Annotated in this window: 19 protein-coding genes; 16 read left to right on the forward strand and 3 right to left on the reverse strand. The window is 50.2% G+C overall.

The features are described from left to right. Positions 1-5: 5 nt before the first annotated feature. The 7 genes from V5G20_RS05065 (at position 6) to V5G20_RS05095 (ending at position 10161) form a co-directional block, all read left to right on the forward strand. Entirely contained in the window at positions 6-983 is a 978-nt protein-coding gene (locus V5G20_RS05065; RefSeq protein WP_003390047.1) for an ABC transporter ATP-binding protein, read from the forward strand. Next, positions 980-1948 carry an ABC transporter ATP-binding protein gene (locus V5G20_RS05070; protein ID WP_122957816.1) on the forward strand — a complete coding sequence of 323 codons (969 nt, stop codon included), beginning with the start codon at positions 980-982 and terminating at the stop codon, positions 1946-1948. Before V5G20_RS05065 ends, V5G20_RS05070 begins: the two co-directional genes overlap by 4 nt. A 95-nt stretch (positions 1949-2043) precedes the next feature. Beyond that, on the forward strand, positions 2044-3402 hold the full coding sequence (locus V5G20_RS05075) for an amidohydrolase (protein WP_031931688.1): 1359 nt from the start codon (positions 2044-2046) through the stop codon (positions 3400-3402). A 405-nt stretch (positions 3403-3807) separates the two neighbouring features. Then, positions 3808-5172, forward strand: coding sequence for an amidase (locus tag V5G20_RS05080; protein ID WP_338463198.1), 1365 nt, complete (start codon positions 3808-3810; stop codon positions 5170-5172). A gap of 168 nt (positions 5173-5340) precedes the next feature. Next, positions 5341-5817, forward strand: a complete 477-nt coding sequence (locus tag V5G20_RS05085) for a hypothetical protein (RefSeq protein WP_338463199.1) — start codon at positions 5341-5343, stop codon at positions 5815-5817. 244 nt (positions 5818-6061) lie between these two features. Beyond that, positions 6062-7756: a methyl-accepting chemotaxis protein gene (locus V5G20_RS05090; protein ID WP_003390041.1), complete on the forward strand. Its 1695-nt coding sequence runs from the start codon at positions 6062-6064 to the stop codon at positions 7754-7756. Between the two features lie 335 nt (positions 7757-8091). Next, the gene (locus V5G20_RS05095; protein ID WP_051567445.1) at positions 8092-10161 is read left to right on the forward strand and encodes a methyl-accepting chemotaxis protein; all 2070 of its coding nucleotides are present in this window, start codon (positions 8092-8094) and stop codon (positions 10159-10161) included. A gap of 75 nt (positions 10162-10236) precedes the next feature. Here V5G20_RS05095 and V5G20_RS05100 read toward each other — a convergent pair whose 3' ends face one another. After that, positions 10237-10536: a hypothetical protein gene (locus tag V5G20_RS05100; protein WP_003390039.1), complete on the reverse strand. Its 300-nt coding sequence runs from the start codon at positions 10534-10536 to the stop codon at positions 10237-10239. A 152-nt stretch (positions 10537-10688) separates the two neighbouring features. Between V5G20_RS05100 and V5G20_RS05105 the strand changes: the two genes are divergently transcribed. Both V5G20_RS05105 and ltrA read left to right on the forward strand, forming a co-directional pair. Next, a complete protein-coding gene (locus V5G20_RS05105) occupies positions 10689-11699 on the forward strand; it encodes an LLM class flavin-dependent oxidoreductase (RefSeq protein WP_031931685.1) in 1011 nt (336 codons plus the stop codon). Between the two features lie 669 nt (positions 11700-12368). Next, positions 12369-13634, forward strand: coding sequence for a group II intron reverse transcriptase/maturase (ltrA, locus tag V5G20_RS05110; RefSeq protein ID WP_024985202.1), 1266 nt, complete (start codon positions 12369-12371; stop codon positions 13632-13634). Positions 13635-13792: 158 nt separating this feature from the next. On the opposite strand, the gene V5G20_RS05115 is transcribed toward ltrA, so the two are convergent. Then, on the reverse strand, positions 13793-15421 hold the full coding sequence (locus tag V5G20_RS05115; RefSeq protein ID WP_338463200.1) for a formate--tetrahydrofolate ligase: 1629 nt from the start codon (positions 15419-15421) through the stop codon (positions 13793-13795). A gap of 195 nt (positions 15422-15616) precedes the next feature. On the opposite strand from V5G20_RS05115, the gene V5G20_RS05120 reads away from it, so the two are divergent. Together V5G20_RS05120 and V5G20_RS05125 are read left to right on the forward strand one after the other, a co-directional pair. Beyond that, positions 15617-16024, forward strand: a complete 408-nt coding sequence (locus V5G20_RS05120; protein WP_003390036.1) for a ClpX C4-type zinc finger protein — start codon at positions 15617-15619, stop codon at positions 16022-16024. A 155-nt stretch (positions 16025-16179) separates the two neighbouring features. Next, positions 16180-17934, forward strand: a complete 1755-nt coding sequence (locus tag V5G20_RS05125; protein WP_003390035.1) for a methyl-accepting chemotaxis protein — start codon at positions 16180-16182, stop codon at positions 17932-17934. Between the two features lie 185 nt (positions 17935-18119). Here the strand turns inward: V5G20_RS05125 and V5G20_RS05130 are convergent, their stop codons facing one another. Next, entirely contained in the window at positions 18120-19352 is a 1233-nt protein-coding gene (locus tag V5G20_RS05130; RefSeq protein WP_338463201.1) for an FAD-dependent oxidoreductase, read from the reverse strand. A gap of 242 nt (positions 19353-19594) precedes the next feature. Between V5G20_RS05130 and V5G20_RS05135 the strand changes: the two genes are divergently transcribed. The 5 genes from V5G20_RS05135 (at position 19595) to V5G20_RS05155 (ending at position 24800) form a co-directional block, all read left to right on the forward strand. After that, on the forward strand, positions 19595-20533 hold the full coding sequence (locus V5G20_RS05135) for a DUF2167 domain-containing protein (RefSeq protein WP_024985256.1): 939 nt from the start codon (positions 19595-19597) through the stop codon (positions 20531-20533). 659 nt (positions 20534-21192) lie between these two features. After that, positions 21193-21387, forward strand: a complete 195-nt coding sequence (locus tag V5G20_RS05140; RefSeq protein WP_141334298.1) for a hypothetical protein — start codon at positions 21193-21195, stop codon at positions 21385-21387. Positions 21388-22032: 645 nt separating this feature from the next. Then, entirely contained in the window at positions 22033-22899 is an 867-nt protein-coding gene (locus V5G20_RS05145; RefSeq protein ID WP_170208418.1) for an McbB family protein, read from the forward strand. Beyond that, a complete protein-coding gene (locus V5G20_RS05150) occupies positions 22892-23725 on the forward strand; it encodes a nitroreductase family protein (protein ID WP_171505805.1) in 834 nt (277 codons plus the stop codon). Before V5G20_RS05145 ends, V5G20_RS05150 begins: the two co-directional genes overlap by 8 nt. After that, the gene (locus V5G20_RS05155) at positions 23715-24800 is read left to right on the forward strand and encodes a YcaO-like family protein (RefSeq protein WP_081787885.1); all 1086 of its coding nucleotides are present in this window, start codon (positions 23715-23717) and stop codon (positions 24798-24800) included. Before V5G20_RS05150 ends, V5G20_RS05155 begins: the two co-directional genes overlap by 11 nt. Positions 24801-24802 lie beyond the last annotated feature (2 nt).

A 24802-nucleotide genomic window follows, 5' to 3' on the forward strand; every position in this document is an offset into this window, starting at 1 on the left:
TCGTTATGCAACCACTGCTGGAAATCACCGGCTTACAAACAGAATTTGTGACCCATGCGGGCGTGGTTCGGGCGGTGGACGGGGTCGATCTGGTCTTGCACAAAGGCGAAACGCTGGGCGTCGTGGGCGAATCCGGCTGCGGAAAAAGCGTGACATCGCTGTCGATCATCGGGCTTTTGCCCAAAGGACAAAGCCGCATCGCCTCGGGGGACATCCGGTTTGAAGGAAAGAGCCTGCCGTCCCTCTCGGATGCGGAAATGCGCAAGATTCGCGGGAACCGGCTGGCGATGATTTTTCAGGAGCCGATGACCTCGCTCAATCCCGTGTTCAAGATCGGACACCAAATCTCGGAGGCAGTCCGCTTCCACCTGAAGCTCGGAAAAAAGGCGGCATGGGAGCATTCGATCGAGATGCTGAGAAAAGTGGGGATTCCCCGCCCGGAGCAGATCGCGGACGAATATCCGCACCAGCTCTCCGGCGGAATGAGGCAGCGCGTCATGATCGCGATGGCGATGGCCTGCAATCCGCAGCTGCTGATCGCCGACGAACCGACGACGGCTCTCGACGTGACGATCCAGGCGCAAATTCTTGATCTGATGCGGGATTTGCAAAAGACAGAAGGGACAGCGATCCTGATGATTACGCACGATCTCGGTGTCGTGGCCGAAATGTGCGACCGTGTCGTCGTCATGTACGCGGGACAGGTCGTCGAGGAGACGGATGTAAAGACGCTGTTTCGCGACCCCAAGCATCCGTACACCAAAGGGCTGATGGCGTCCTTGCCGCAGCTTGCGGGCGATCAGACGCGCCTGCAGTCGATCCCGGGGAACGTGCCCAATCCGCTGGAAATGCCGCCGGGCTGCCGGTTTGCCCCGCGGTGCTCGTTCCGGATCGACGCTTGCGACCGCGTCAAACCGGAGCTGCTGGAAGTAGAGGCCGGGCATAAATGCCGTTGCCTGTTGTATGAGGAGGTGGAAGCGTGAAGCCGCTGTTGGAAGTAAAGGATCTAAAAAAGCACTACCCGATCAAAAAAGGTCTGTTTGGCAAGCAGGTAGGCGCAGTCAAAGCGGTGGACGGCGTTTCCTTCTCCATCCAGCCGGGAGAGACGCTCGGGATCGTGGGCGAATCGGGCTGCGGAAAATCGACGACAGGCCGGGCGATTCTTCGTCTGATCGAGCCGACTGCGGGTGAAGTGCTGTTTGACGGCCAGGACATTCGCAAGCTGCCGCCAGACGAGATGCGGAAATTCCGCACCAACATGCAGATCGTGTTTCAAGACCCGTACGCCTCGCTGGACCCGCGGTGGACGGTTCAGCGGACGCTGGAAGAGCCGCTCCGCACCCACCTGAAGCTGTCCGAGGCGGAGATCAAGGACCGGATCGCCGAGCTGATGAGCGTAGTAGGCCTGGCCCCGTATCATGCGAGCCGTTTCCCCCACGAGTTCTCGGGCGGACAGCGGCAGCGGATCGGGATCGCCCGGGCACTCGCGCTCCGGCCCAAATTCGTGGTCTGCGACGAGCCGGTATCGGCGCTCGACGTGTCCATCCAGGCCCAAGTGCTCAACCTGATGCAGGACTTGCAAAGCCAGTTTTCGCTGACATATATGTTTATTTCCCACGATTTGTCTGTGGTGAAGTTCATCTGCGACCGGGTAGGCGTCATGTACCTGGGCAGAATGGTGGAAATGGCGCCGACGGCCGAGATGTTCGCCGAGCCGCTGCATCCGTATACGAAAGCGCTGATGTCTGCTGTCCCGGTCCCTGACCCGGAGGCGGCACGGGAGAGAATCGTGCTCACAGGCGACGTGCCCAATCCGCAATCGCCGCCGACCGGCTGCACCTTCCATACGCGCTGTCCATACGTTATGGACAGCTGCCGCCAGGCTGTGCCGGAATGGCGCGAGGTGTCGCCCGGACGTCACGTCGCCTGCCATCTGTTCGAGCAGTAACAACATTTTCATCTCAAAAGGCAGCCGTCATCTCTCTGGAGAGGCCGCTGCCTTTTTCGCAGGCAAGCATCATGATCAGAAAAGAGGAGACGCACATGAATCAGCAGATGAAACAGTTGGTGGAGAGCCTGACCCCGGAATGGACGGCGTGGCGGCGTGATTTTCACAAGTACGCCGAATCCGGCTGGGTGGAATTCCGCACGGCCTCCAAGGTGGCCGCCAAGCTGAAGGAATGGGGCTATGAGGTCCGGGCGGGTAAGGAAGTGGTCCGTGATGAAGCGCGGATGGGCGTCCCGTCAGCGGCGTTTTTGGCGCAGCAGGAAAAACGGGCAGTAGAGCAAGGGGCGGAACAAGAGTGGCTGCCCTATTTTTCCGGCGGCTTTACAGGAGTCGTCGGCATTCTCGATACGGGGCGCCCGGGTCCGACGGTCGGCTTTCGCGTTGACATGGATGCGCTGGACATTCAGGAGTCGGAGGAGGCGGATCATCTCCCGGCCGCAAACGGCTACGTCTCGGTCAATCCCGGCATGATGCACGCCTGCGGCCACGACGCCCACACCACCATCGGTCTTGGCCTCGCTCAAGTACTGATGGCGATGAAGGAAGAGCTGAACGGACGGATCAAAATTGTCTTCCAGCCAGCCGAGGAAGGGGTGCGCGGAGCCAAGGCAATGGTCGAGGCGGGCGTGTTGGACGACGTCGACTTTTTCTTTTCCGGCCATATCGGCAGCGGCGTGCCATTGGGTGAGATCGTCTGCGGAGCGAGAGGCTATTTGGCGACGACCAAGCTCGATGTCACCTACAAAGGGTATTCCTCCCACGCCGGCGGTCATCCCGAGGACGGAAAAAACGCGCTGCTCGCGGCAGCTTCGGCGGCTCTCAATCTGCACAGCATTTCCCGGCATTCGCAGGGCTCGTCCCGGATCAATGTGGGCGTCCTGCAGGCGGGAAGCGGGAGAAACGTCGTGCCCGGCTCGGCTTTCCTCAAGGTGGAGACGCGCGGGGCTACCTCCGAGATCAATGAATACATGCTGGAAAGGGCAGTGCAAATCATCAGAGGAGCCGCTGCGATGCACGACGTCCAGGAAAGCATCGAGGTCGTCGGGATGGCCAACAGCTGCGACTCCAGCAGCGAGCTGATCCCGTTTATCCGCTCGCAGGCGGAAAAGCTGGCGGAGGTGCACACCGTACACGACTTCGTCGTAGCGGGCGGCTCCGAGGATGCCACCTACATGCTTCAAAGGGTGCAGGACAACGGCGGCCTCGCTTCCTACCTGGTGATCGGGACGACTCTCGCGGCGGGGCATCACAATGAAAAATTCGACATCGACGAGCGCGTGATGGCGATCGCGATTCAGACGTACGCCCTGTGTGCCTTGCATGCCGGAGAGCTGGAAGCATTGGGAAGAGGAAAGAGCGGGAGCCAAGGGCAGGACGGAAAGATCACGGAGTGACAGAAGAAGCAAAAAAAGTGATAGAAAGGGAAAAAGGACAGGAACAAAGAGCACAGAGCGGATAAGATGAGAAAGGTACTAATAGAAGACAGGTCGTAACGGAGAAGACAAAACGCCTGGTTTTTCATGGCGCACAAGCAAAGACAGGACAGCGGATGCAAGAAAAGGGCGGGTCTCCTATGGGGACCGGCCCTTTTGTTCAAGCTGAGAATAAATTCAGCCCGACAGCAGATACGAGGATGAGCCCAAAGGGATGCCGGTTTCGCTCTACTCGAATGGCATGGACCAAATATTCTGAAAGGTATATGATGAAAGTCAAAGAACTATGCTGCGTGATGCTTGTGTCTCTTCTAGAGGCATTTTCGAGGCCAAGCCGGCATGAAGAAGGAGTGGAGGGGTACTTACATGGATGTTTTTGCACTATCAGAAGCTGTTCGCGAGAGAAAGGTTTCGCCAGTCGAACTGGTCGCGCAAACGCTGGCAGCGATCGAATCGAAAAACGATCAGTTGAATGCGTATATCACGATCTGCGCCGAGGATGCGCGGAAGGAAGCGGCTCAGGCTGAAGCCGACATTATGCGCGGCGAGTGGCGGGGCATGTGGCACGGGATTCCTGTCGCGGTCAAAGACATGATTCTCACCGCTGGGGTGAGGACGACATTGGGCTCCAAAGTGTTCGAGCGGTTCGTCCCGGAACAGGACGCAACGGTCGTGAGGAAATGGAAGGAAGCGGGGGCCATTGTGCTCGGAAAGACGAACACCCATGAATTCGCCTATGGCCCGACCGGCGACAAATCCCATTTCGGTCCGTCCCGCAATCCCCACAATCCGCAGAAAATTACCGGCGGGTCCAGCAGCGGGTCCGGGGCTGCTGTAGCCGCCAATCTCGCCTATGCTGCACTCGGAACAGATACGGGCGGTTCGGTGCGGATACCGGCTGCCGCATGCGGCATCGTAGGGATGAAACCGACATTTGGCCTTGTCAGCAAGTACGGCGCGTTTGATCTGGGCTACACCCTTGACCACGTAGGGCCGATGACACAAAGCGTCAGGGATAACGCCGGCCTGCTGAACCTTTTGGCAGGCTACGATCACAACGACCCGTATTCGCTCTCCTGGCCTGAGGAGGACTACGCCCGTTTGCTCGGCACAGCGATCCGGGGAAAGGTCATCGGAGTTCCGCACTGGTATTATCAGCATGTGGAAGGGGAAATCGTACAGGCGCTTCAGCAGGTGATGGAAGTCTACCGGGCACTCGGAGCAGAGGTGCGGGAGGTTGAGCTGTCGATGATGGATGAGCTGGTCGAAGCACAGCGCATTACGGTCCAGGCCGAAGCCTCGGCTGTTCACGAGAAAACCTTGCGGGATTACGCAGCCGATCTGGATCAGGAGGTGTGCGAGCGCCTGTTGGACAGCAAGGAAGTGCGCGGCTATCAGTACGTGCAGGTACAGCAGCGGCGCGGGAGGCTCACGGCGAGCTACAACGAGGTGTTTGCCGGCGTTGACGTCCTGCTGACGCCGACACTGCCGATTCTGCCGACAGACATTGGTCAGCGAACAGTGATGATCGGCGATTATCAGGATGGTGTCCGTCCGGCACTGCTGCGGCTTACAGCCCCGACCAATTTTACGGGCAACCCAAGCTTGTCTGTGCCATGCGGATTTTCAAAGGATGGCTTGCCTATCGGGTTTCAACTGATCGGAAAGCACGGAGAGGAAGCAAAGCTCTACCAGTTTGGATACGCCTACGAACAAGAGACGCGTTCGTGATGTCGCAGGCTGTCGGACAGCAGGAGGCTATTCAGGTACAAATGTCTTCATGTCCGCCAGAGAATTCGGCCCATTACGAAAACATGGGGAACACGGAAAATCCGGGTAGCGCAGGAGATCCTCTGGACTCGTTCAAGCCCGTGAACGCAGCAAACTTGGCTGAAGGCATTGGCCCCGGAATATTTCGTCCGGTACACGATGGAGCCGGAATCCGTCTGGGCGCTCGATGAAAAGGGACGCGTGCATGAAATCATCGTAAACCGGGTGCCGCCCTATGCGGCAAAGCTGGAACGGAGCGAAGCGAGGGCGGGTGACGCAAAGGAGGACGATGTGCTGGCCATCAGCGGCAGGCTGCGGATTACTCGCGATCGACACATCTTCGAGCATGATTGGAAGCCGTTTGAGCGTGAGGCCATCCGCGATCAGGCACGAATCATATCCTCCACCTATGATTACGCGATTGAAGGCCCCGGCTCCCACTATCACTTGCTGGTGACGGCCAATGACAAGCTCGTCGTTATCGGCTACAATCCGTTCGGCCACCGTTCCGCAAAGCCGGATAGAGTGGTTGTGCAGCAAGCAGGAGCAAAAAGCGCGAAGCAGATTGCCGGAGGGGCAGTCTGTATTTCAGCAATGGCCCGTTAGACGGACACTGTAAAAAGTGACGTTCTGGCGGGCCAATTTTGGTTGGCTTGATACAATCCAAGAGGGACTTGGAAATTTTTTTCTTTTTGGAAAAATGATTGACCGAATTGTCACTGGAATATCGTACAATGATTACTTTAGAGAAAAAACCAGGACGATATGCATAGGTTGAATGCCCTTAAAAATGAAACGGTTTGACAAGCAGTCGGGCATTTGAACCAAAAATGACAACGGGGTGTGAAGTGTGAGAACAACCATTGGAACCAAATTGATTGCGGGATTTGTAAGTGTTGCCTTGCTTTTGGCGGTGACTGCCGGTGTCGCCTATTACTATTTCGACAAGGTGAATGATTCGTATTCGGATTTGGTAGGCAGACGGGCGGTCATTTTGAGCAGTGCCTTAAAAATACAGGTGCTGACAATCAAACAGTCAAATAGCCTGAGGGGATATTTGATGACGGCTGATAGTCAATTTTTAAACAGCCTGCAGGCCGATGACGAGCAATTGCGCGGGATTATTAGGGAGACGGAATCCCTGATTCATCGCCAGGAAGATAAAGAGACAGTGGATACATTTATGCGGCTCTATGACCAATACCAGAAGGAGGCCCAAGAGCTTCTGCAAATGGTCAAGCAAAAAGAAGACGGGTCGAAGCTGATGGAATCGTACATGAAGGAAATTTTGCCTTTGGCAAGCCAACTGGAACCGACGATTGAGCAGATCGTCACCGGACAGCAGGAGCTGATGGCCGAAGGGAGCTTGGTCAATCAGAGGACTGTTTCCGGGGCTACGGCGAGTCTTGTCGGTTTTAGTGCAGGGGCTTTGATCCTCTCTATTTTGATCGGCTATCTGATCTCCCGGCTCATTTCCAAACCGATCAGACAGATCGCTGCGCTTGCCGAGCAGGTCGCGACAGGGGATTTGACACGTGAGGACCTTCACGTCAAAAACAGAGACGAGATCGGGGATTTGGCGCATTCGTTCAACCGGATGGCGGGAAATCTGCGCGATCTGATTCGGCAAATCAATGTGAGCGCAGAGGGCGTAGCGGCTTCGTCCGAAGAGCTGTCAGCCAGTGCCGAGCAGACCAGCCGGGCGTCCGAGGCGATCAGCTGCGGCATCCAGGAAGTGGTCGTCACGGCGGAGAAACAGGCCAGAAGTGTGGAGGAAAGCGTAGCGGCCATGGATCAGATGGCGATGGGCATTCAGCACATTGCGGACCAGACCGAAGCCACCTCGTCTCTGTCCGTTCAGGCGGCGCAAAAGTCGGAGGAAGGAAATCGAACGATTCAGCGAGCGGTCAAGCAAATGGATTCTCTGGATGCAACGATCGGGCATCTGGCCAAAGCCGTACAGGAAATGGATGCTCACTCCATGCAGGTAGGAAAAATTGTCGGGGTCATCTCGGAAATTGCTGCCCAAACCAATCTGTTGGCGCTAAATGCAGCGATCGAGGCGGCGAGAGCGGGAGAGCATGGACGCGGTTTTGCCGTCGTGGCGGACGAGGTTCGCAAGCTTGCCGAGGAATCGGCTCGATCCGCAGACCAGATCACCGGCTTGATTGGAAGCATGCAGCAAAACACAAAGCAAACCGTGGAAAAAATGCAGCAAGGGATTACAGAGGTGGAAGAAGGCATCCAAACCGTAAATATGGCAGGCGACCAGTTCGGTGAAATTAAACAATTTATAGAACAAGTGACTGAACGGATTCAGGCAATTTCCGCGGCGATCAAGCAAATCTCTGCCAGCAGCGAACATGTCACACAAACTGCGCACATGATTGGAGAGGGGGCGAAAACAGTAGCGGCCAGTTCGCAAACGGTTTCTGGCGCATCCGAAGAACAGCTCGCCGGTGTGGAGGAGGTATCCTCTTCGGCAGCTTCGCTGGCAAAAATGGCAGAAGAGCTCCGTTGCCTTGTCGCTTCCTTTCGGGTATAACCACCTCGCATGGAAATGATCGGAAATTCGTATTTGTCTTTTTTGTATGACTCAAGTATTATAATAAACATGAAAATACATCCAGCAAAATTCAAATATACTAAAAAACGGGCCAATTGAATGATTTTGCAAAGGATTATGATCCTGGTCCTTTCTTCATAAAAAGGTTCATCCAAAGATGGATAAGCCTTTTTTCTTTGCCCGGCAAAGCGGCAATCGCTCGGCAGAGCCGACGATCCTGCCTATAAGAGGCGTTTACATAGAGAGAAAAAGGCGGGCGCTGCAAGCAAAATCGCCGGAGCCACCCGCTTTCGGACAGTGGAGGATGTAGAGACATGCTGCGAAACATATCGTATCGAAACAAAGTGGTGCTGGCCATTCTTTGTTTTAGTCTGATCAGTACGCTGGCAATATCGTTTTTCGACAACAGGCAGTTGGAGCAAACGATTGTCGGAGAACGAAACACGCAATTGAAGCTGGTGGAAGAGAGCGTGCTGAATTCGATCAAGGCAGTCGATGTGGCCTATCAGGTGTTTGACGTGGAAATTGAGGAAGAGATGAGAAAAAACATGGCGGAGTTGATGGAGGAATACAGCAGGAACCCCGATTTCTCGGCATGGAACTTCGCGGGCTACAAGCAGAGGTTTGACGGAATGGACATTTTCGTGCTCGACCGAAGCTTGAAAATCCTGTACTCCAGCAACACGGGGGATATCGGTCTTGATTTTGGCAATGCCGGAGCGTTTGCCGAGCTGTTAAAAACAAGGATCGACGGAAAGGATTTTGTCGCAGACGGCATGGAGGTGTCCGTCAATACCGGGTCGATCAACAAATTCGCTTATATGCCTACCCCTGATCACAAATATTTGCTTGAGCTGGGGATGAATGTGCAAGGAACGCCCCTATTTCAAAAGTTCAATTTCCTGGACGTATCAAACAGACTGATTACACGCTATGCCTCCATTGATGACATTACGGTTTTCAGTCATGACGGCTATGCTTTGGGCAAGACGGATGCAGAAGGAAAGTCGCTTCGGGTCAGTCCTGAGCTCGAGTCCATTTTCAGCGAATCGTACCAGACCCAGACCGTGAAGGAAGCGACTCTTGATCAAGAGGGGAAATCTGTCACGTACCGGTTTGTTCCGTATAAATTGGACGAACAGTCGAATGATCTGAGCCGCTCGCGGATGATTCAAATCGTCTACAATCATGATGAAGTCGACCAGGCGGTAGCCGCCAACCGGTCAAAATTCATGCTTCAGCTATTGGTCATCGTCATCGGATCGATCCTGATCGCCTACTTGGTTGGCCGGATCATCTCCCATCCGGTCCGGATGATGTCCGCGCTGATCGAAAGGACAGCCGCCTTCGACCTTACAGAGCAGCACGGATATGAAAAATTCATGACCTCGCAGGACGAGCTGGGACGTGTGTTCCATGCCATCGTGAAGATGCGGGCTGAACTGCGTCAAATGGCAGAAGGCTTGGTGAGCGTAACAGAGTCCATCGTGGAGAAGGCAAGCGCCGTGCAAAACGTCAGTGACGATGTCAGCAGCCGTTCCGTCCAAACCTCGCTGGCAACGAAAGAGATGTCCAGCCGGATGCAGGAGACAGCCGCGATCTCGCAGGAAATCGACGCTACCTTGACGGAAGTAAGCGATGTGATTCAGTCTGTTTCACAGAAAGCCAACAAGTCCGTTCACGTTGCCCAAAATGTCAGCGAGCGGGCAGGTCATTTGAAGGAGACAGCCGTCGCTTCCAGACAAAGCGCCAATCTCATCTACAGCGAAGTAAAAGCGCAGGCGGAAGTCGCCATAGAGCAGTCGACCAAATCCGTGGACCACATCCACGTACTGGTAGATGCCATTCACAGTATCGCTTCCCAGACCAATTTGCTTGCATTGAATGCAGCGATTGAAGCGGCGCGCGCAGGGGAGAGCGGAAAAGGCTTCTCGGTCGTCGCCGAAGAGGTTCGCAAGCTCTCCTCCGAATCGGCCAAGGTGGTTACCGATATTCAGCAGATCATCGGTACTGTGAACGAGTCCGTACACAATCTGTCTGCCAGTCTGACCCGGCTGCTTGATTTTGTGGATCGAAATGTCAGAGAGAGCCTGGACGAGCTGATGGAAACCTCGGATACGTATAACGAGGATGCCCTTCATTTTCAGACGCTCCTGAGTGAATTCAACCGCACCTTTGAGGATTTGGCCGCATCGATCAAAAGCACCGCGGAGGCAACGGGAAGAGTAAACCAGACGATCCAGGAAAACTCACAGGACATCGAGACGATTGTTCATCTCTCCGAAACGATTGCCCAGGAGAACAGCAAGCTTACAGAGTATTCCAAGGGAAGCTTGAAGAACGTTCAGGAATTGAATCGAATGACCAGCCACTTTACCTTGTAAAGGAAGAGAGAGCCTCCCGTTGTCTGGGAGGCTCTGCCTATCTTCAAACAGTATGTTCGCGCACTGGCCGAGTTTTTATTTTTGGCGTTTCTCGATTTCTTCGTTTACGACAAAAGCGAGGTCGTCGTTGCCAAAAAGCGAGAGAACACCCAGCAGGGTCGCATCCGGGATTTCTTCGGATTCTTCTTTTGGGACGGTGATTTCTGTCATTTGACGCAGCAGCGGATTTTCTGCCTGCCCGGGATATGCGCGGCGGTAAAGCTCATGGGCATCCAGACCGTGATTGACACACCACTGGGCAAAAACCAGAATCATCATGCCCTCGTCACGCTGGTAATTTTCAATGATTTGCTCTTCTACTTTCTTTGAATTCATCGGAAGTCTCCTTTGGTACAGGCAGTTTGTTCACACTGACAACTGTTTCATGCGGATGAACGGATACGTGTTTTTATTGTAGAAAAAGAGTGCGGGATTCTGCAAGGGTGTATACTTGTACATAATAAGGAAGCAAAAAAGGAGGGGGACCAGTGATACGATTAAGCGCTTTGGATCAATCGCCAATCGCGGAAGGCAGCACGGCTGTGGAGGCGTTGGCGCAAACGACACGGCTGGCACAGGAGCTGGATAAACTGGGCTATCATCGACTCTGGGTATCGGAGCACCACTTCAGCAACAGTCTCGCCGGTTCCAGCCCGGAGGTTTTGATCGCCCACCTGGCTGCACATACAAAGCGCCTGCGGGTAGGCTCGGGCGGGGTGATGCTCCCGCACTACAGCGCCTACAAGGTCGCGGAAAACTTTCGCGTGTTGGAAGGGCTGCATCCGAATCGGATCGATCTGGGGGTAGGGAGAGCGCCGGGGGGCATGCCGCTCGCTACAAGAGCGCTGCAGGAAGGAAAGGCTCCGGGGTTGGACCAGTATCCCGATCTGCTGGACGATTTGATCGGCTATTTGCACGACGCGCTCGATCCTCGCCATCCGTTTGCAGGGCTTCGCGCTACGCCTTATATAGAGACGGCGCCAGAAGTGTGGCTGCTCGGCTCGAGCAGTGAGAGCGCCCGGCTGGCAGCGGAGAGAGGGGCTTCTTTTGCGTTTGCCCACTTTATCAACGGGGAGGGAGGCGAAGCAGCGATGAGCTGGTATCGCCGCCGCTTCCGTCCGTCTCTGTTGGGGGATGCCCCGCAGTCGATAGTCGCGGTCTTTGTGATCTGTGCCGACACGGCTGAGGAGGCGTCAGAGGTGGCATCGAGCCTTGATTTGACCCTGCTGCTGCTGGAAAAAGGCGGAGCGGCCCAAGGAGTTCCTTCCGTCGAAACCGCCAGACAGTATCCGTACACGGAGTTTGACCGGCAGCGAATCCTGGCCAATCGCAGCAGGATGATCGTCGGAAATCCCGCACAGGTAAAGGCAAGAATCCTGGAGATGAGCAAAGCCTACGAAACAACGGAATTCATGATCGTGACCATCACTCATGATTTTGAGGCCAAGCTAAGGTCCTACAGACTGCTGGCAGAGGCGTTTTCGGGGCAGGAAAACTAGCTCGTCCTCTCGGCGGCTGCAGGTGCATCGTTCATAGGCTTCGTATTCTGCTTGTTTGGCCCTATTCAAGATGAAAAAGAGGTGCAGGGAGCCAGTTCCCCCGCACCTTTTTTAGTGCGCCCAGCATGGGCGATAGCTATAGGGTGAAAGTCCCGAACGGGGGTTGGCTGTACCAACCGTTAGCTCAAGGCAAGGGTGTCGACCGCGAGGTCGAATCTGAAGGAAGCCGGCGGCAAAATCCCGACCTGAGGTACACGAACCCAATTTGAGGCTGTTGTATCCGGGCGAGTCTGCCAAACAAGACAAAGCCCCATACAGCCAAGGGATACAGTAGTAAACTTGGGCAGGTACATGGGATGAAAGTTATCGTTCTTACCTGGGGAGGTCTGCATGAAACGCCTTCAACTGTTGGTAACCGTCTCCGTAAGGAGACGCTGAACATGCAGAAGTCAGCAGAGGCCATAGTACCCGAGTAGAGGACGCTTGAATGGGGAAGGGCCGAACATCAAGTCAGCATGCGATCCATGTCTTTTGATACGGTACGTCGAAGCAGAATTCTGTCAAGGAACTACTTTTGAAGAGCAGGGGTGAAGCCCCGAGGGTACAAAAGAGGGCTGAGTATCGTACAGCAAGCACGGAGTCCGCATGTGCGAAGGAAGGAACATCATTATGGATTTGCTGGAAAAAGTCTTATCACGGGAAAACTTACGGATGGCACTCCAACGAGTGGAGGAAAACAAAGGTGTCGGTGGAGTCGATGGTGTTTCAACCGAACAACTACGCGATTATCTACGTGAACACTGGCAAGCCATCCGCGAGAAGATGGAAAGGGGAACCTATAGACCTTCACCTGTTCGCAGAGTCGAAATCCCGAAACCTGACGGTGGTGTAAGGTTATTAGGCATTCCCACCGTGGTAGACCGCTTTATTCAGCAGGCCATCCTCCAAGTGTTAACGCCGATCTTCGACCCCACCTTCTCGGAATCTAGCTATGGGTTCCGTCCAAAACGTAGCGCTCACATGGCAGTAAGGAAAGCGCAAGCGTATATCTCCGAAGGATATCGTTTCGTGGTGGACATCGATCTAGAGAAATTCTTTGATCGCGTAAATCATGATATTCTAATGAGCCGTGTGGCTCGAAAAGTTCAGGACAAGAGAATTTTAAGACTGATTCGTTCCTACTTGAATGCGGGGATCATGATAAATGGCGTCTGTACAACATCAAGTGAAGGAACGCCGCAAGGTGGGCCGTTAAGCCCACTTTTGGCAAATATCCTACTTGATGATTTGGACAAGGAACTCGAAAAGAGAGGCCACCGTTTCTGCCGCTACGCAGACGATTGTAATATCTACGTGAAAACAAAACGGGCAGGGGAACGAGTAAAGAAGAGTATTCAAAACCACTTGGAGAAGGTACTAAGGCTAAAAGTAAATGAGGAGAAAAGCGCGATAGACCGACCATGGAAACGAAAATTCTTGGGCTTTAGTTTTACCTTTGCAAAACAGACAAGGATTCGCATCCACCCCAAATCCCTCCTCAAGCTAAAAGAGAAAATCCGCACGATCACGAATCCGGTGTGGAGCATCTCGATGGAGAAGCGGATTGAAAGAATAAATCAGTACCTCATGGGCTGGATTGGATATTTCGCCCTTGCAGACGCGAAGGGCATTCTACAATCCATTGAGGAATGGACAAGGCGCAGGCTCCGTCTTTGTTTGTGGATGCAGTGGAAACGCGTGAGAACCAGATATCGAGAACTTCGTTCTCTTGGCATATCTCACGTAAAAGCCATTGAAATTGCAAATACCCGCAAGGGTGCATGGCGTACCACAAAATCTCCGCATATACACAAAGCCCTCGGCATTGCCTACTGGCAACAACAAGGGCTGAAAAGCTTAGTGCAACGATATTCTCAAATTCGTCAAGCTTGGTGAACCGCCGTATACCGAACGGTACGTACGGTGGTGTGAGAGGACGGGGGTTAGTCGCCCCCTCCTACTCGATTGCTTCCCGAGCCATTGGTGATGCCGCCGTTTCCGGAGCAGCGGCTGCGGTTTTGCCTTGTCTTTCACATGGTTCTGGCGGCTTTGCATTAAGCCAATCCGATGATCTGCCCGCCTTCGCCGATGGCAACAGATTCCGCCGCCGGCACTTTGGGCAATCCCGGCATGGTGACGAGACTGCCGGTCAACACGACGAGGAAGCCGGCACCTGCAGATATTCTGATCTCACTTACATGTATCGTGAAATCGGAAGGAGCGCCCAACTGGTCAGGCTGATCGGAGAACGAGTAGGGCGTTTTTGCCATGCATACCGGGAAGTGCGTAAGCCCCATCTCTTCCGCCTTGCGCAGCGTCTGTGCAGCCGCTTTGGAGAAAATCACTCCGGAGCCGCGGTACAGCTTCTTCACGATGGTCTCGATCTTTTCGCGAATCGGCAGCTGGTCATCGTACAAATAGTCAAATGAAGAAGGCGAATCCGCTGCTGCCACTACCTTCGCAGCGAGGTCCAGTCCGCCTTCGCTGCCCTTTGCCCACACCTGGGAGAGCGCCACTTCTGCGCCAAGCTCCTCACACATGGAAATGACCAGATTGTGCTCCGCTTCCGTGTCTGTGGCGAAGCTGTTGAGCGCGACGACAACAGGAATGCCAAACGACCGCAAATTCTCGATGTGCCGCCGGACGTTGGCAAAGCCGGCACGGAGGGCGTCCAGATTTTCCTCGTGCAGCTGGGCTACAGGGATGCCGCCGTTGTATTTAATCGCCCGAGCTGTGATGACGAGGACGGCGGCGGAAGGGGTGAGGCCCGCTTTCCGGCATTTGATATCGAAAAATTTCTCCGCGCCCAGATCGGCTCCAAACCCGGCTTCCGTCACGACGAAATCAGCCAGCTTCAAAGCCAGGCGGGTGCCGATGACGCTGCTGCAGCCGTGGGCGATGTTGGCAAACGGACCGCCGTGCACGATCACCGGTGTGCCTTCCGTCGTCTGGACGAGATTGGGCTTGAGCGCATCCTTCAGAAGCACGCACATGGCGTCTACCGCCTTGATGTCCGCTGGCGTAACCGGCTTGTCATCGAGATCGTAGCCGATAATGATCTTGCCGAGCCGTTCGCGCAGATCGTCCATATTTTCGCTCAGGCAGAGGATGGCCATGATCTCCGAGGCGGTCGTAATCATAAAGCCGTCTTCTCTTGTTTGCCCGTTTCCGTCCCCGAGTCCGATCACGATGCTGCGCAGGGAACGGTCGTTCATATCCATGGCCCGTTTCCAGACGATCTTTTTCGGATTCAGCCTTAGTTTATTTCCGTGGTAAATATGATTGTCTATCATTGCAGCGAGCAGGTTGTGGGCAGATGTGATCGCATGAATGTCCCCGGTAAAATGCAGGTTGATTTCATCCGCGGGCAATATTTGCGCGTTTCCGCTGCCCGTAGCTCCGCCTTTCATCCCCAGGCAGGGGCCAAGCGACGGTTCGCGCAGCGCTGCAATCGTTCTTTTCCCGAGCTTGTTGAGGGCTTGGGAAAGTCCGATGGTGGTCAGTGTCTTTCCGGCGCCTGCCGGGTTGGGGTTCATCGCGGTTACCAGAATCAGTTTGCCGTCAGGACGATCCTTTACCTTTTCCCAAATATCCGGGGACAGCTTTGCTTTGTACTTTCCATAAAACTCCAGGTCCTCTTCCGCAATGTCTACGAGCTTAGCAATGTCGGCGATAGGTTTCATGGACGATGCCTCCATACAGCTTATTTACGAACATGATCTAATTCAACAAAGCGGGGCGAATGTCCTTGGAAAAATGTCAAAGAATGGGGAATGGACCGGTTGATTGTGTCAATTTGTAAACCGGGAAGGAATCATTTTCCTGGCGGAGAAATACGCGTATACAAATGTATACAGTAATGAAGAAAGGAGAAACAGATGGATCGGGATTTCCGTAAAAAAACATTTCGCGGCGCCAAAATCGAGGACATCATCCAAGAGCTTGAGCGGCTGATCCAGCTTTGCGAACAAAACAGGGACAAAAGCGACAGTCTGGACAGGCAGCGTTTTTACGAGGGCATGGCGATTGCCTACACGACGGTATCGCTAAAGCTCAAAGGCGAATTTGACTACATCGAGGCGGAGGCAGTCGAACAGCTTTGCCATGCCGCGGAGAAAACGGGAGCAAACAGCCCGACCGTGGCGAATTACACCGATAGCTGTTCCTTTTGCGGAAAAAGCAAAAGCGATGTCGGCGAGCTGGCCCTGGGGCCGGGCGTCTCGATTTGCCGGGATTGCTTGCAATTCGGCGTTGCGGTGATTGATTCACAGTCGCCGAAGGGATGAAAGGTGTCTAGAAGTCGCATATTTCCGGGAATTTCGTCAGTGGTTCAATTGATGGATTATTCCTTTTTTTTCTCCGCCCATTTTTCTGTTTATGACTGGGGAAAACAGGGAATAGGTACCCGTGTAATACAGGACTTGGAAGGGAGAGAGAGGAAATGGCAGTAGAAAAAGAGAAGCGGTCCATGTCTTTGCGCAGCCGCTTATTGATCATCTGTTTGTTGTTGCTGGGAATTCCCAGCCTGCTGATCGGTTTGGTCGGCTACGAACGTTCCAAGGTGGAGCTGGATCATGCGGGGATGGACCGGCTCAAGGGAAACGTCCAAATGGTACTAGGAATGATTGCCCTGCTGCAAAAAGAGGTGGATGCGGGCCATTTGAAGCTCGAAGACGCGCAAAACAGGCTGCGTGATGAAATCCTGGGCCCAAAAGGGAGCGATAATAAGCGACCGCTCGTACAGAAATATACGATGGGAGAAACGGGCTACGCTTGGGCTATCCTTCCAGAGGGCATCAGCATCATGAATCCTGCCAACGAAGGAACGGATATCAATGATTCGGTTTCAGCGGATGGAGTCAATTTGGTGCAAGCCTTCGTGGAAAAGGGAACAAACGGTGGCGGATTTGTCACCTACCAATGGCGAGTCGCAACAACAGATTCCATTGATACCAAAATTGCTTATGTCGAGCAGGACCCCCATTGGGGCTGGATCGTCGGGGTTGGCGCTTACCAGTCTGAATTCTACAAGGGAGCCAATCAGGTACTTTACTATATCCTGGTGATTTTGGGCATCTCCCTCGTTTTGGGTACGCTGATCATCATATTCGTTGCCAAACGGATCACGGGTCCGATTATAAACATAGCAGAGCACGCCAGACGGGTTTCCCAGGGAGATTTGACGGTTGATCAGGTGCAGGTCATCAGAAAAGACGAGATTGGGCAGCTGGCCCAAGACTTTAACAAGATGACCAGCCACCTGCAGGAGGTCATCCGGGAAGTGCGGGGCAGCACGCTGTCTGTAGCATCTACCGCGGAGCAGCTGTCAGCTTCGGCTGAACAGAGCACGCAGGCCGGCGAGCAGGTAGCCGTTGCCATTCAGGAGGTAGCCGCTGGCTCGCAAAAGCAGGCCGATCAGCTTGACAGCGCCAGCCGCGTAGTCGATGAAATGGCCGGTGAAGTGAAGCGGATCACAGATGCAGCGATATCTGTCACCCACACATCCCAGCAGGCATCGGAGAGATCGCTTGAAGGGAACAAGGCGATCCAGACCGCGATTAATCAGATGAATTCTATCAATCACACGGTAGAGGAGCTTTCCGAAGTGGTCGAAGGTCTGGGGCAACGTTCCACGCAGATCGGCAATATTATCGAGGTGATTACAGGTATTGCCGAACAGACCAATTTGCTGGCTCTGAATGCTGCGATCGAGGCCGCTCGTGCTGGCGAACATGGCCGCGGCTTTGCCGTTGTTGCCGACGAAGTGCGGAAGCTGGCTGAACAGTCTTCCGGATCAGCACAGCAAATCGCTGATTTGATCGCAGCTATTCAGGCAGAAACAGCGAAGGCCGTTACATCGATGGAGTCGGCCACCCAAGAGGTACGGGAAGGAATCCAGTTGGTGCATGGCGCAGGGGAATCCTTTGGCCACATTCAAGGCTCGGTAGGCGAGGTAGCACAGCAGATCGACAGTGTAGCTTCTTCTGCTGAAAAGCTGAAGGCCGGAATGGACGGGGTCATGGACGTAATCCGCCAGATTGCCCATATCGCCAATGAAACCGCCTCCGGTTCGCAAAATGTCTCCGCCGCCACCGAAGAGCAGCTTGCGGCCATGGAGGAAATCGCTTCGTCGGCAGAAGCTCTTTCCAAGATGATGGAGGAGTTAAACGACTTGGTGCAAAGATTTAAAGTGTAGGTAAAGATATTTTGGAGTAACGAAAACAGAAGGCATACAAGAGAGGTCGTCTCGTTGATGAGACGACTTCTTTTTTGTCTATCTGTACAGGGAGCAGATGGAGAATGGGATCTCCAACTTCTGAAGTCTATGATTCCGGGGCTGTTGCATCCCAAAGCAATCTGCTGAAGTTTGCTGGCAGCCAATCAGATGACAGGCTGCTCATGAACACCAGGACGCTGCTGACGGTATAATCCCAGATCAGGATGAGAGCCGCTTATGATCACATCCCGCAATATTTTGGCCAGCAGCTTGCTGTAGACAATCCCGCTGTCCCCATAGGCGAACAAAAAGTACCAGCCCGGGTAATCATCGTACATGCCGATCATCGGAAGGCCGTCACGCGACCCTCCGTAAAATGCGGCAAGCTGGTAGGCGGGCTGTACGTTCAGGCCTGGAAAGAGCTCGTTGAACTTTTGGATCAGCTTCTCTCTTTTCTGGGGCAGCATCGAGTCTCGCTTGTTTGCGGAGGCGGTCTTTTCATCCAGACCGCCGATGATGATGCGGTTATCCTTCGTCGTTCGCATGTACATGTAAGGGCGGGCAGTCTCCCAGATCAACGTGCGGTCGGACCACATGGACAAGTCGTCGACGGGGTTTGAAATCACGGCGTAGGAGCTGATGACCGAGGCATTCTGTTCGCGTTTGAATGCAAGACTCTCGCAGCCGGCGGCAACGATCACTGTGCGGGCCCGGATTTGGCATCTCCCGTCAGTCAGGATGAAGGCAGTCCCGTCTTTATTCAGCTTCTTGCCCGTAATCTTGGTGTTCTCATAGATGCGGACCCCTCTGGCATGGGCGGTTTCCAGCAGACCCAGCGTAAACGCATACGGATTCATCTCGGCGTCGCCGTAGATGTAGAGGGCAGCATGCTTGGAGAATGGATAGCGCTGCCTGATTTGCTTTTCCGTCAAAAGATCAAGGGAAAAGCCGTTTCTCGTGAGGAGGGCGAAGTCTTTTTCAAGCTTCGCGACATCCTTTTTCGCACTCGCGTAGTACAAGCTGTCCCGACGCTCGAATTCTGTGTCCCGCCCGATATCCCTGATAGCTGCTTCCATGTCATCGATAGCTTCCCGGCACAGCTTCAAATGGCGGATGGCGGCGGTTTCCCCGAAGCTGTCTGCCAGCTCGTGGGCCATTTTATCTCCGGCATATTGCAATACTGCCGTATTGGTACAAGTGCTGCCAAGCCCGGCCCTGCCCTTTTCCACGATCACGACGTCCTGCCCCAGCTCACTTAGGTAGTAGCCGCATTGGGCCCCTGAAATCCCCGCGCCGATAATCAGCACGTCACAGGAAAGATCAGAATCCAGAGCGGGATAGGAGGGGGGATCAGGAAGCCTGTTTGGCCAGTAAAAGGTTCCGGTATGTAGATCCATGGCGGTATCGCTCCCGATTTGCGCATTTTTTGATAGCGTAGCCTTTTTGGGTCTTGTCCATTCCGGCATCCCTCCTTTTGTTAGAGGACTGGTAGGAAATGCATGGTAAATAGGGACTAGAAAATCCAAGCTCGTTTTTCTTTTTGGGAGAATTGTATGATTTTCCCTGTTTAAAACTGTATGGTACGATGTGGAGGTTCGTTTTTACAAAACCAAGGGCTAGAGAGAGAAAGGACTAGAAAATGAAGAAAAAAACCATCCTGTCTTGTTTACTGAGCGTTGCCATGACGTTTGGGGTCGTCGCTGCAGCGAGTGCTGAGCCAGAGCTGAACTGGATCGAAGGAGGAAAATCCGTCGAGGTCGGATCAGGTCTTGGTACTTTGGATCTGGGCAAGGATTTTGTCTTTTTGAGTGGTGAGGACACAATCAAGCTGCAAAAGCAGATCGGCAATATTCCCACCGAAAATGAAATCGGAAGCATTTTTCCTCAGAATGAAAATGAGCAATGGATCGTCGTCATGGAGTACGAAGAGGTAGGGCATATCAAGGACGAGGAAAAGAACAACATTGACGCCGATGCCATTTTGGAAAGCTACAAGGAAGGAACGGAAGCGGCGAACAAGGAAAGAAAGCCGGAAGACCAGCTACACGTCATCGGCTGGGATGTAAAGCCGTTCTACGATGAGAAAACCCACACGCTGGAATGGTCCATGCTTGGCGAGGATTACCAGAAGACTCCTTTGATCAACTACAACGTTCAGGTTCTGACCCGCCAAGGCTTTGTTTCTTTTCTGCTGATTTCCGATCCGAACAATTTGCAACGCGATAAAAAGAAGCTGCATGATGAAATCATTCCTACTTTTAAACTGAAAGAAGGCAATCGTTACGAAGATTTCAATGAAGCGACAGACAAAGTGGCAGAGTACGGCCTGACTGGGCTTGTCCTCGGCGGTTTGGGCGTCGCGATTGCAAAGAAAGTGGGGATTCTCGCGGGTCTGCTGCTCTTTTTGAAAAAGGGCTGGGTCCTGATCGTAGTTGCGATCGGCGGACTGTGGAGATTCCTGACTGGCAAAAAGAAAAAGCAGGCCGCTGCTCAGGCAGAACAACAGGCAGCGATGGAGCAACAGCCTCCAGGCGACAACAACCAAAATCCTCCTGCCAGCCAAAACCCGCCGGTATAAGGAGAATACCGGTAGAAGGAAAATAAAAAGAAATCACCGGCGGTAAAAGCAAGTGGCCCCAAAAGTTATTTGAAATCATGTAAGGTTTGAGTCGATAATTTACTGGACTCAGACCTTCTAATTTTGTCTTGATTCGTATGTTGTTATTTGCTATGAAGCGCAATGCCTTTATTAAGATTCCATGCTCCTCCCTATGGTCACGAGTAGGCTTCTGAAAGTTGCTCAGTCCTTATCATCAGGACTTAAATAACCTACAGATTTCCATAGATAACCTCTAAACCATCTCACTTAAAATTGGCTGCTCTAGCGTTGCAACGTGTTCATGCTAGGCTACCCGGTCCACTGAAACACCTTCCTGGATAAGTTGATTCGTTTGTATTTTAAATTCCTTATCATATCTTGTTAAGTATTTTGGTGTGCTCTCTGTTCTCAGTGTTCAATATTTAATCTAGCATCAGATCCAAAAATAACACATAGGCTCTAAAAGTAGTAACGACTAAAATTGGAAATGCAAAAATACTCTCGAGATTATTGGCAAAAATATCAGAATATTGGCATAACAATTTGATTTTCTTTACAAAATTTCACAATTACCTTATATTAGAAACAGATGGAATTTATGTCCATCATTAATTTTTTTTGGGAGGGTATATAAAAGTATGGAAAAAGAGATTGTTCGAGGTGCCAGCAAAGAAATTATCGGTGATGGGGGTGGATTAGGAGTTTCAAAGTTTGGTATTGGTTCGAATTTCAACACTATTCAATCTTTAACTGACAAATCAAAAGGCGGCGGTCGACTTTGTGCCTCATCTTCATCATCAAGCAGCGGTGCTGCTACTATAGCTAAAAAATAAAATGCTGTTATATCTTTGGAGTAGGGCTTAGTAAATTCGGCCAAATTCAAAATGAAGGTTGGTGCAAAGATATTTACTTGCTGTTTTGAATTTGGCTAAGAATTTTTAAACATAAATGTCACCTTCGGGATAAACTGATTCACCCTCACCTGGATTAAAGTGATCAATCCGTACATATACTTCGAAAACCGGCAGTTTATTGAGGATTTGCGAAGAGCATACACGGTAAACGGGCTAGATAATTACCAAACGACTTCGGAATAAAGTTTGACCTAGATTCCTGTTTACTAACGAAATTGGTTAGTTTACCGTTTGGAAGTTTTGAGGCCGATCTCTTTTCAGGTAGTAAGTGTAAGACATGTGGAAAGGTTCCTATTGACAAGCAGTACCGAATCCTTACTAATTGGGACAACTGATGGATAATCTAATGATTGATAGAGTTATTTTGTAGCGATACTATAACTACTCTCTTATCGTTTCAACATTAAGAGAAACTGTTAAACAATATCGTGAAAGAAATGCTGAGCCTCAACCGTCTAACAAACAGAAAAAATTGCAGTTTGGGTCATTTAAAACCGGCTATGGTATATCAAAATAGGTCAGCGTTGATATAAATACGGAATGAAGGCAAAGGTGAATGTAAATATGATTTCAAACTATCGAATCAATAAATTTTTGTGCCATTATTTACCAAATGGAGAACTGGTTGTTCAAACTATAAATGGAATAATGAAGATTCACAATAGGGAACTAATAGATTTAATATTGCTATGGGACAAAACTGACATGAAAGAAATTTCAGAATCGTTTTTAGAAGAGTGTTTCAAAGATGACAAAATGCAAGCTATTGAATTTCTTGAAACAAATGGGTTAATAAGTGCTGTAAAAGAAAAAAAGATTAAGATCGATTTAATTACAGTTATGAGTAATGATTCTTTTATAGATGAAATTTTGTTAAAAACACTATCGGAAGATTTCAAAGACAAATTATCAATTAAGTCAATTGAAATAAATGACTTACAACAAATTGGGAAAAATGAACTATCGCTGGTTTTTCTTAATCCTTATAACAAAAACTTAGGTAAGATGATAAGGGATAGGCATTTAAAAGCAGATAATTCCTATCTTTTGATGAGCTATATTTATAATAATAAATTTTATATGGATTCACTTTACAATCGAAATTGGTGTAATCCTTGCCATTGCTGTCATATTGGTCACATTGAATCACATATGAGGATTGGAAGCGCAGAAAATTTAACTTATCAACAAGTTGTTGATATTCTTTATTCTTTGGATCAAAACATAGAAATCGGCGTTCCATTAACTAATGCTCAACGGATTATTATTGCCGCATGTTTAGTCAAGCGCATTCAATTATTAATAAATGATTTCACCTACTCTAAAATTCATCATGAAGACATTAATAAGGCTACGATAATGAAGTTGGACGATTTGAAAAAGTATGAAGATACTTCAATTCATTGGGAGCTGTGTGATTGTTATGAATAGAAGGAATGAGAAGCAGGAATTATTAGTGCAAAAAAGAAGGAAAGATGATTTTTCGAATCACTTGCAAGCAGAGGTTCTTAATAACCGGTTACTAAACGAAGTTATAAAAATGCATCAAGAAACCTGTTGGATATCAGAGATTATGTTCGAATATGATAAGAATTTGCTTGAATGGATGGGCTTGGTCGAATTTACTGACATTATTCCAGATTATTATGAGAAATCCTTCCAATTCAGTGTTGAACCGGATTTTGTCGAACGCAGTAGAAGTTGCAGAACATTTGTGAATGATTGGAGTATAGAGATGGATGACTTTGGGGAAATTCTACGTGATTCATTCGGAAGATTTTCTAACACTTTATCCAAAAACTATCCTTCTGCAGGAGGATTGTACCCAATATTACCACTCGTATACATTTTTAATAAAAATGTACTAAAAGGCGTTGATATTAAGGGGTGTTATTTATTTAATTCTACACAATTTGAGTTGATTTTACTTAAGGAATATAGCGAGCAAAGTATTGAAGAAGTAAAAAAACAAATTAATCCAACTGACAGTTTTTTATTTTCGAATATAGCAATTGGTTACGCTATTGATTTAAAACGGGCTATAACTAAATATCGAAAACGCGGCTATAGATATGCACTAATAGAAGTAGGAGCAATGTGCCAAAGTTTTAGGGAGTCAATTAGTAAATTTAATAACTTAGGTGACTTCTGCTTTGCTGGTTTTAATGATAATGCTTTAACATATTTATCTGGTTTAAATCCCAGATTAGCACCAGTGGCATTAATCCAGTGGTTTGGTGAAAAAAATGATGTTTGAGGTATCTAAAAGAAATTTTGGTTATAAAGAATCAATTTTCATTAATAAAACGATCTATTTATCGACATCAAGGATCGGAACATTCAAAAGTGAAGATGGTGGACTAGGGCCGGTTGACTGTGGCTCAATTTCTCGAGATAAAAAAAAGTCAATTATGAAAGGTTTTTCTGAATCCTTAGAACGCCGAGCATTAGTAATTGGAGCCAATGGAGCTGATGAAGATGATATGATTAGATCATTTGATCTAATAAGTGGGAGTGTATCCTATATATCAAAATACTATACTAGACTGAATAACAAAGCTCCTTTTATTTCCGATACTTCTGGAACGGCAACTTACACAAACAGTAATGTGGCTATGTTAAATGCAATAAAAGAACTTTTGGAAAAAAATTCCACTTTTCTTTTTTGGTATGGTAAACAAGGAAGAAAACTTGATTTAACTCGTTATAGTTCAATATACTTTGACCTTTTTCGGAAAGAAGGATACCAAGTACGAGCTTATGTTGAAGAAACATTCAGTCCATTAAAAGTTGCGTTTATTATTGTGATAAATCCAAATCATATTACTCCTTTTAAATTTATGGCAGGAGTAGGTTCAAGTGTTGTTCTTACTACTGCGATTCATAAAGCTATGTCAGAAGCATATTTACTCAAAGAAGTTTACGATGACGCTTTTTTTAGGTTCCAAACAGAAGAACTAGATTCCGATTCCTATTCTGGCATCGTTTTAAATTCTCAAATGAACCCTGAATGTCTAGAGTATATTGAAATTTTAGATGGTCTAGACACTTATGAGGAACAAAGGAAGGATAACGAATTTTCAACATTAGATGCTGAAGGGGAAATAGACCTTATTGTTCAAAACCTACCATTTTGGGTAAAAGAACTACATACAGTTGTTTTAAATCAAATTGTAAATAGAAATTTAATAGTTATTAAAGCCATTTCCCCTAATCTTTACAATCACGCTGCACTTAAGAAGTATATCAATATTGATAGCGATGTCAATCGGTTTACAGTCAATCTAGATCAAGAGTCTTTAAAAAGTATTCCAATGTGTCCAATACTATAAAA

This window comes from Brevibacillus borstelensis (assembly GCF_036700025.1).
GTDB classification, from domain to species: Bacteria; Bacillota; Bacilli; order Brevibacillales; family Brevibacillaceae; genus Brevibacillus; species Brevibacillus borstelensis.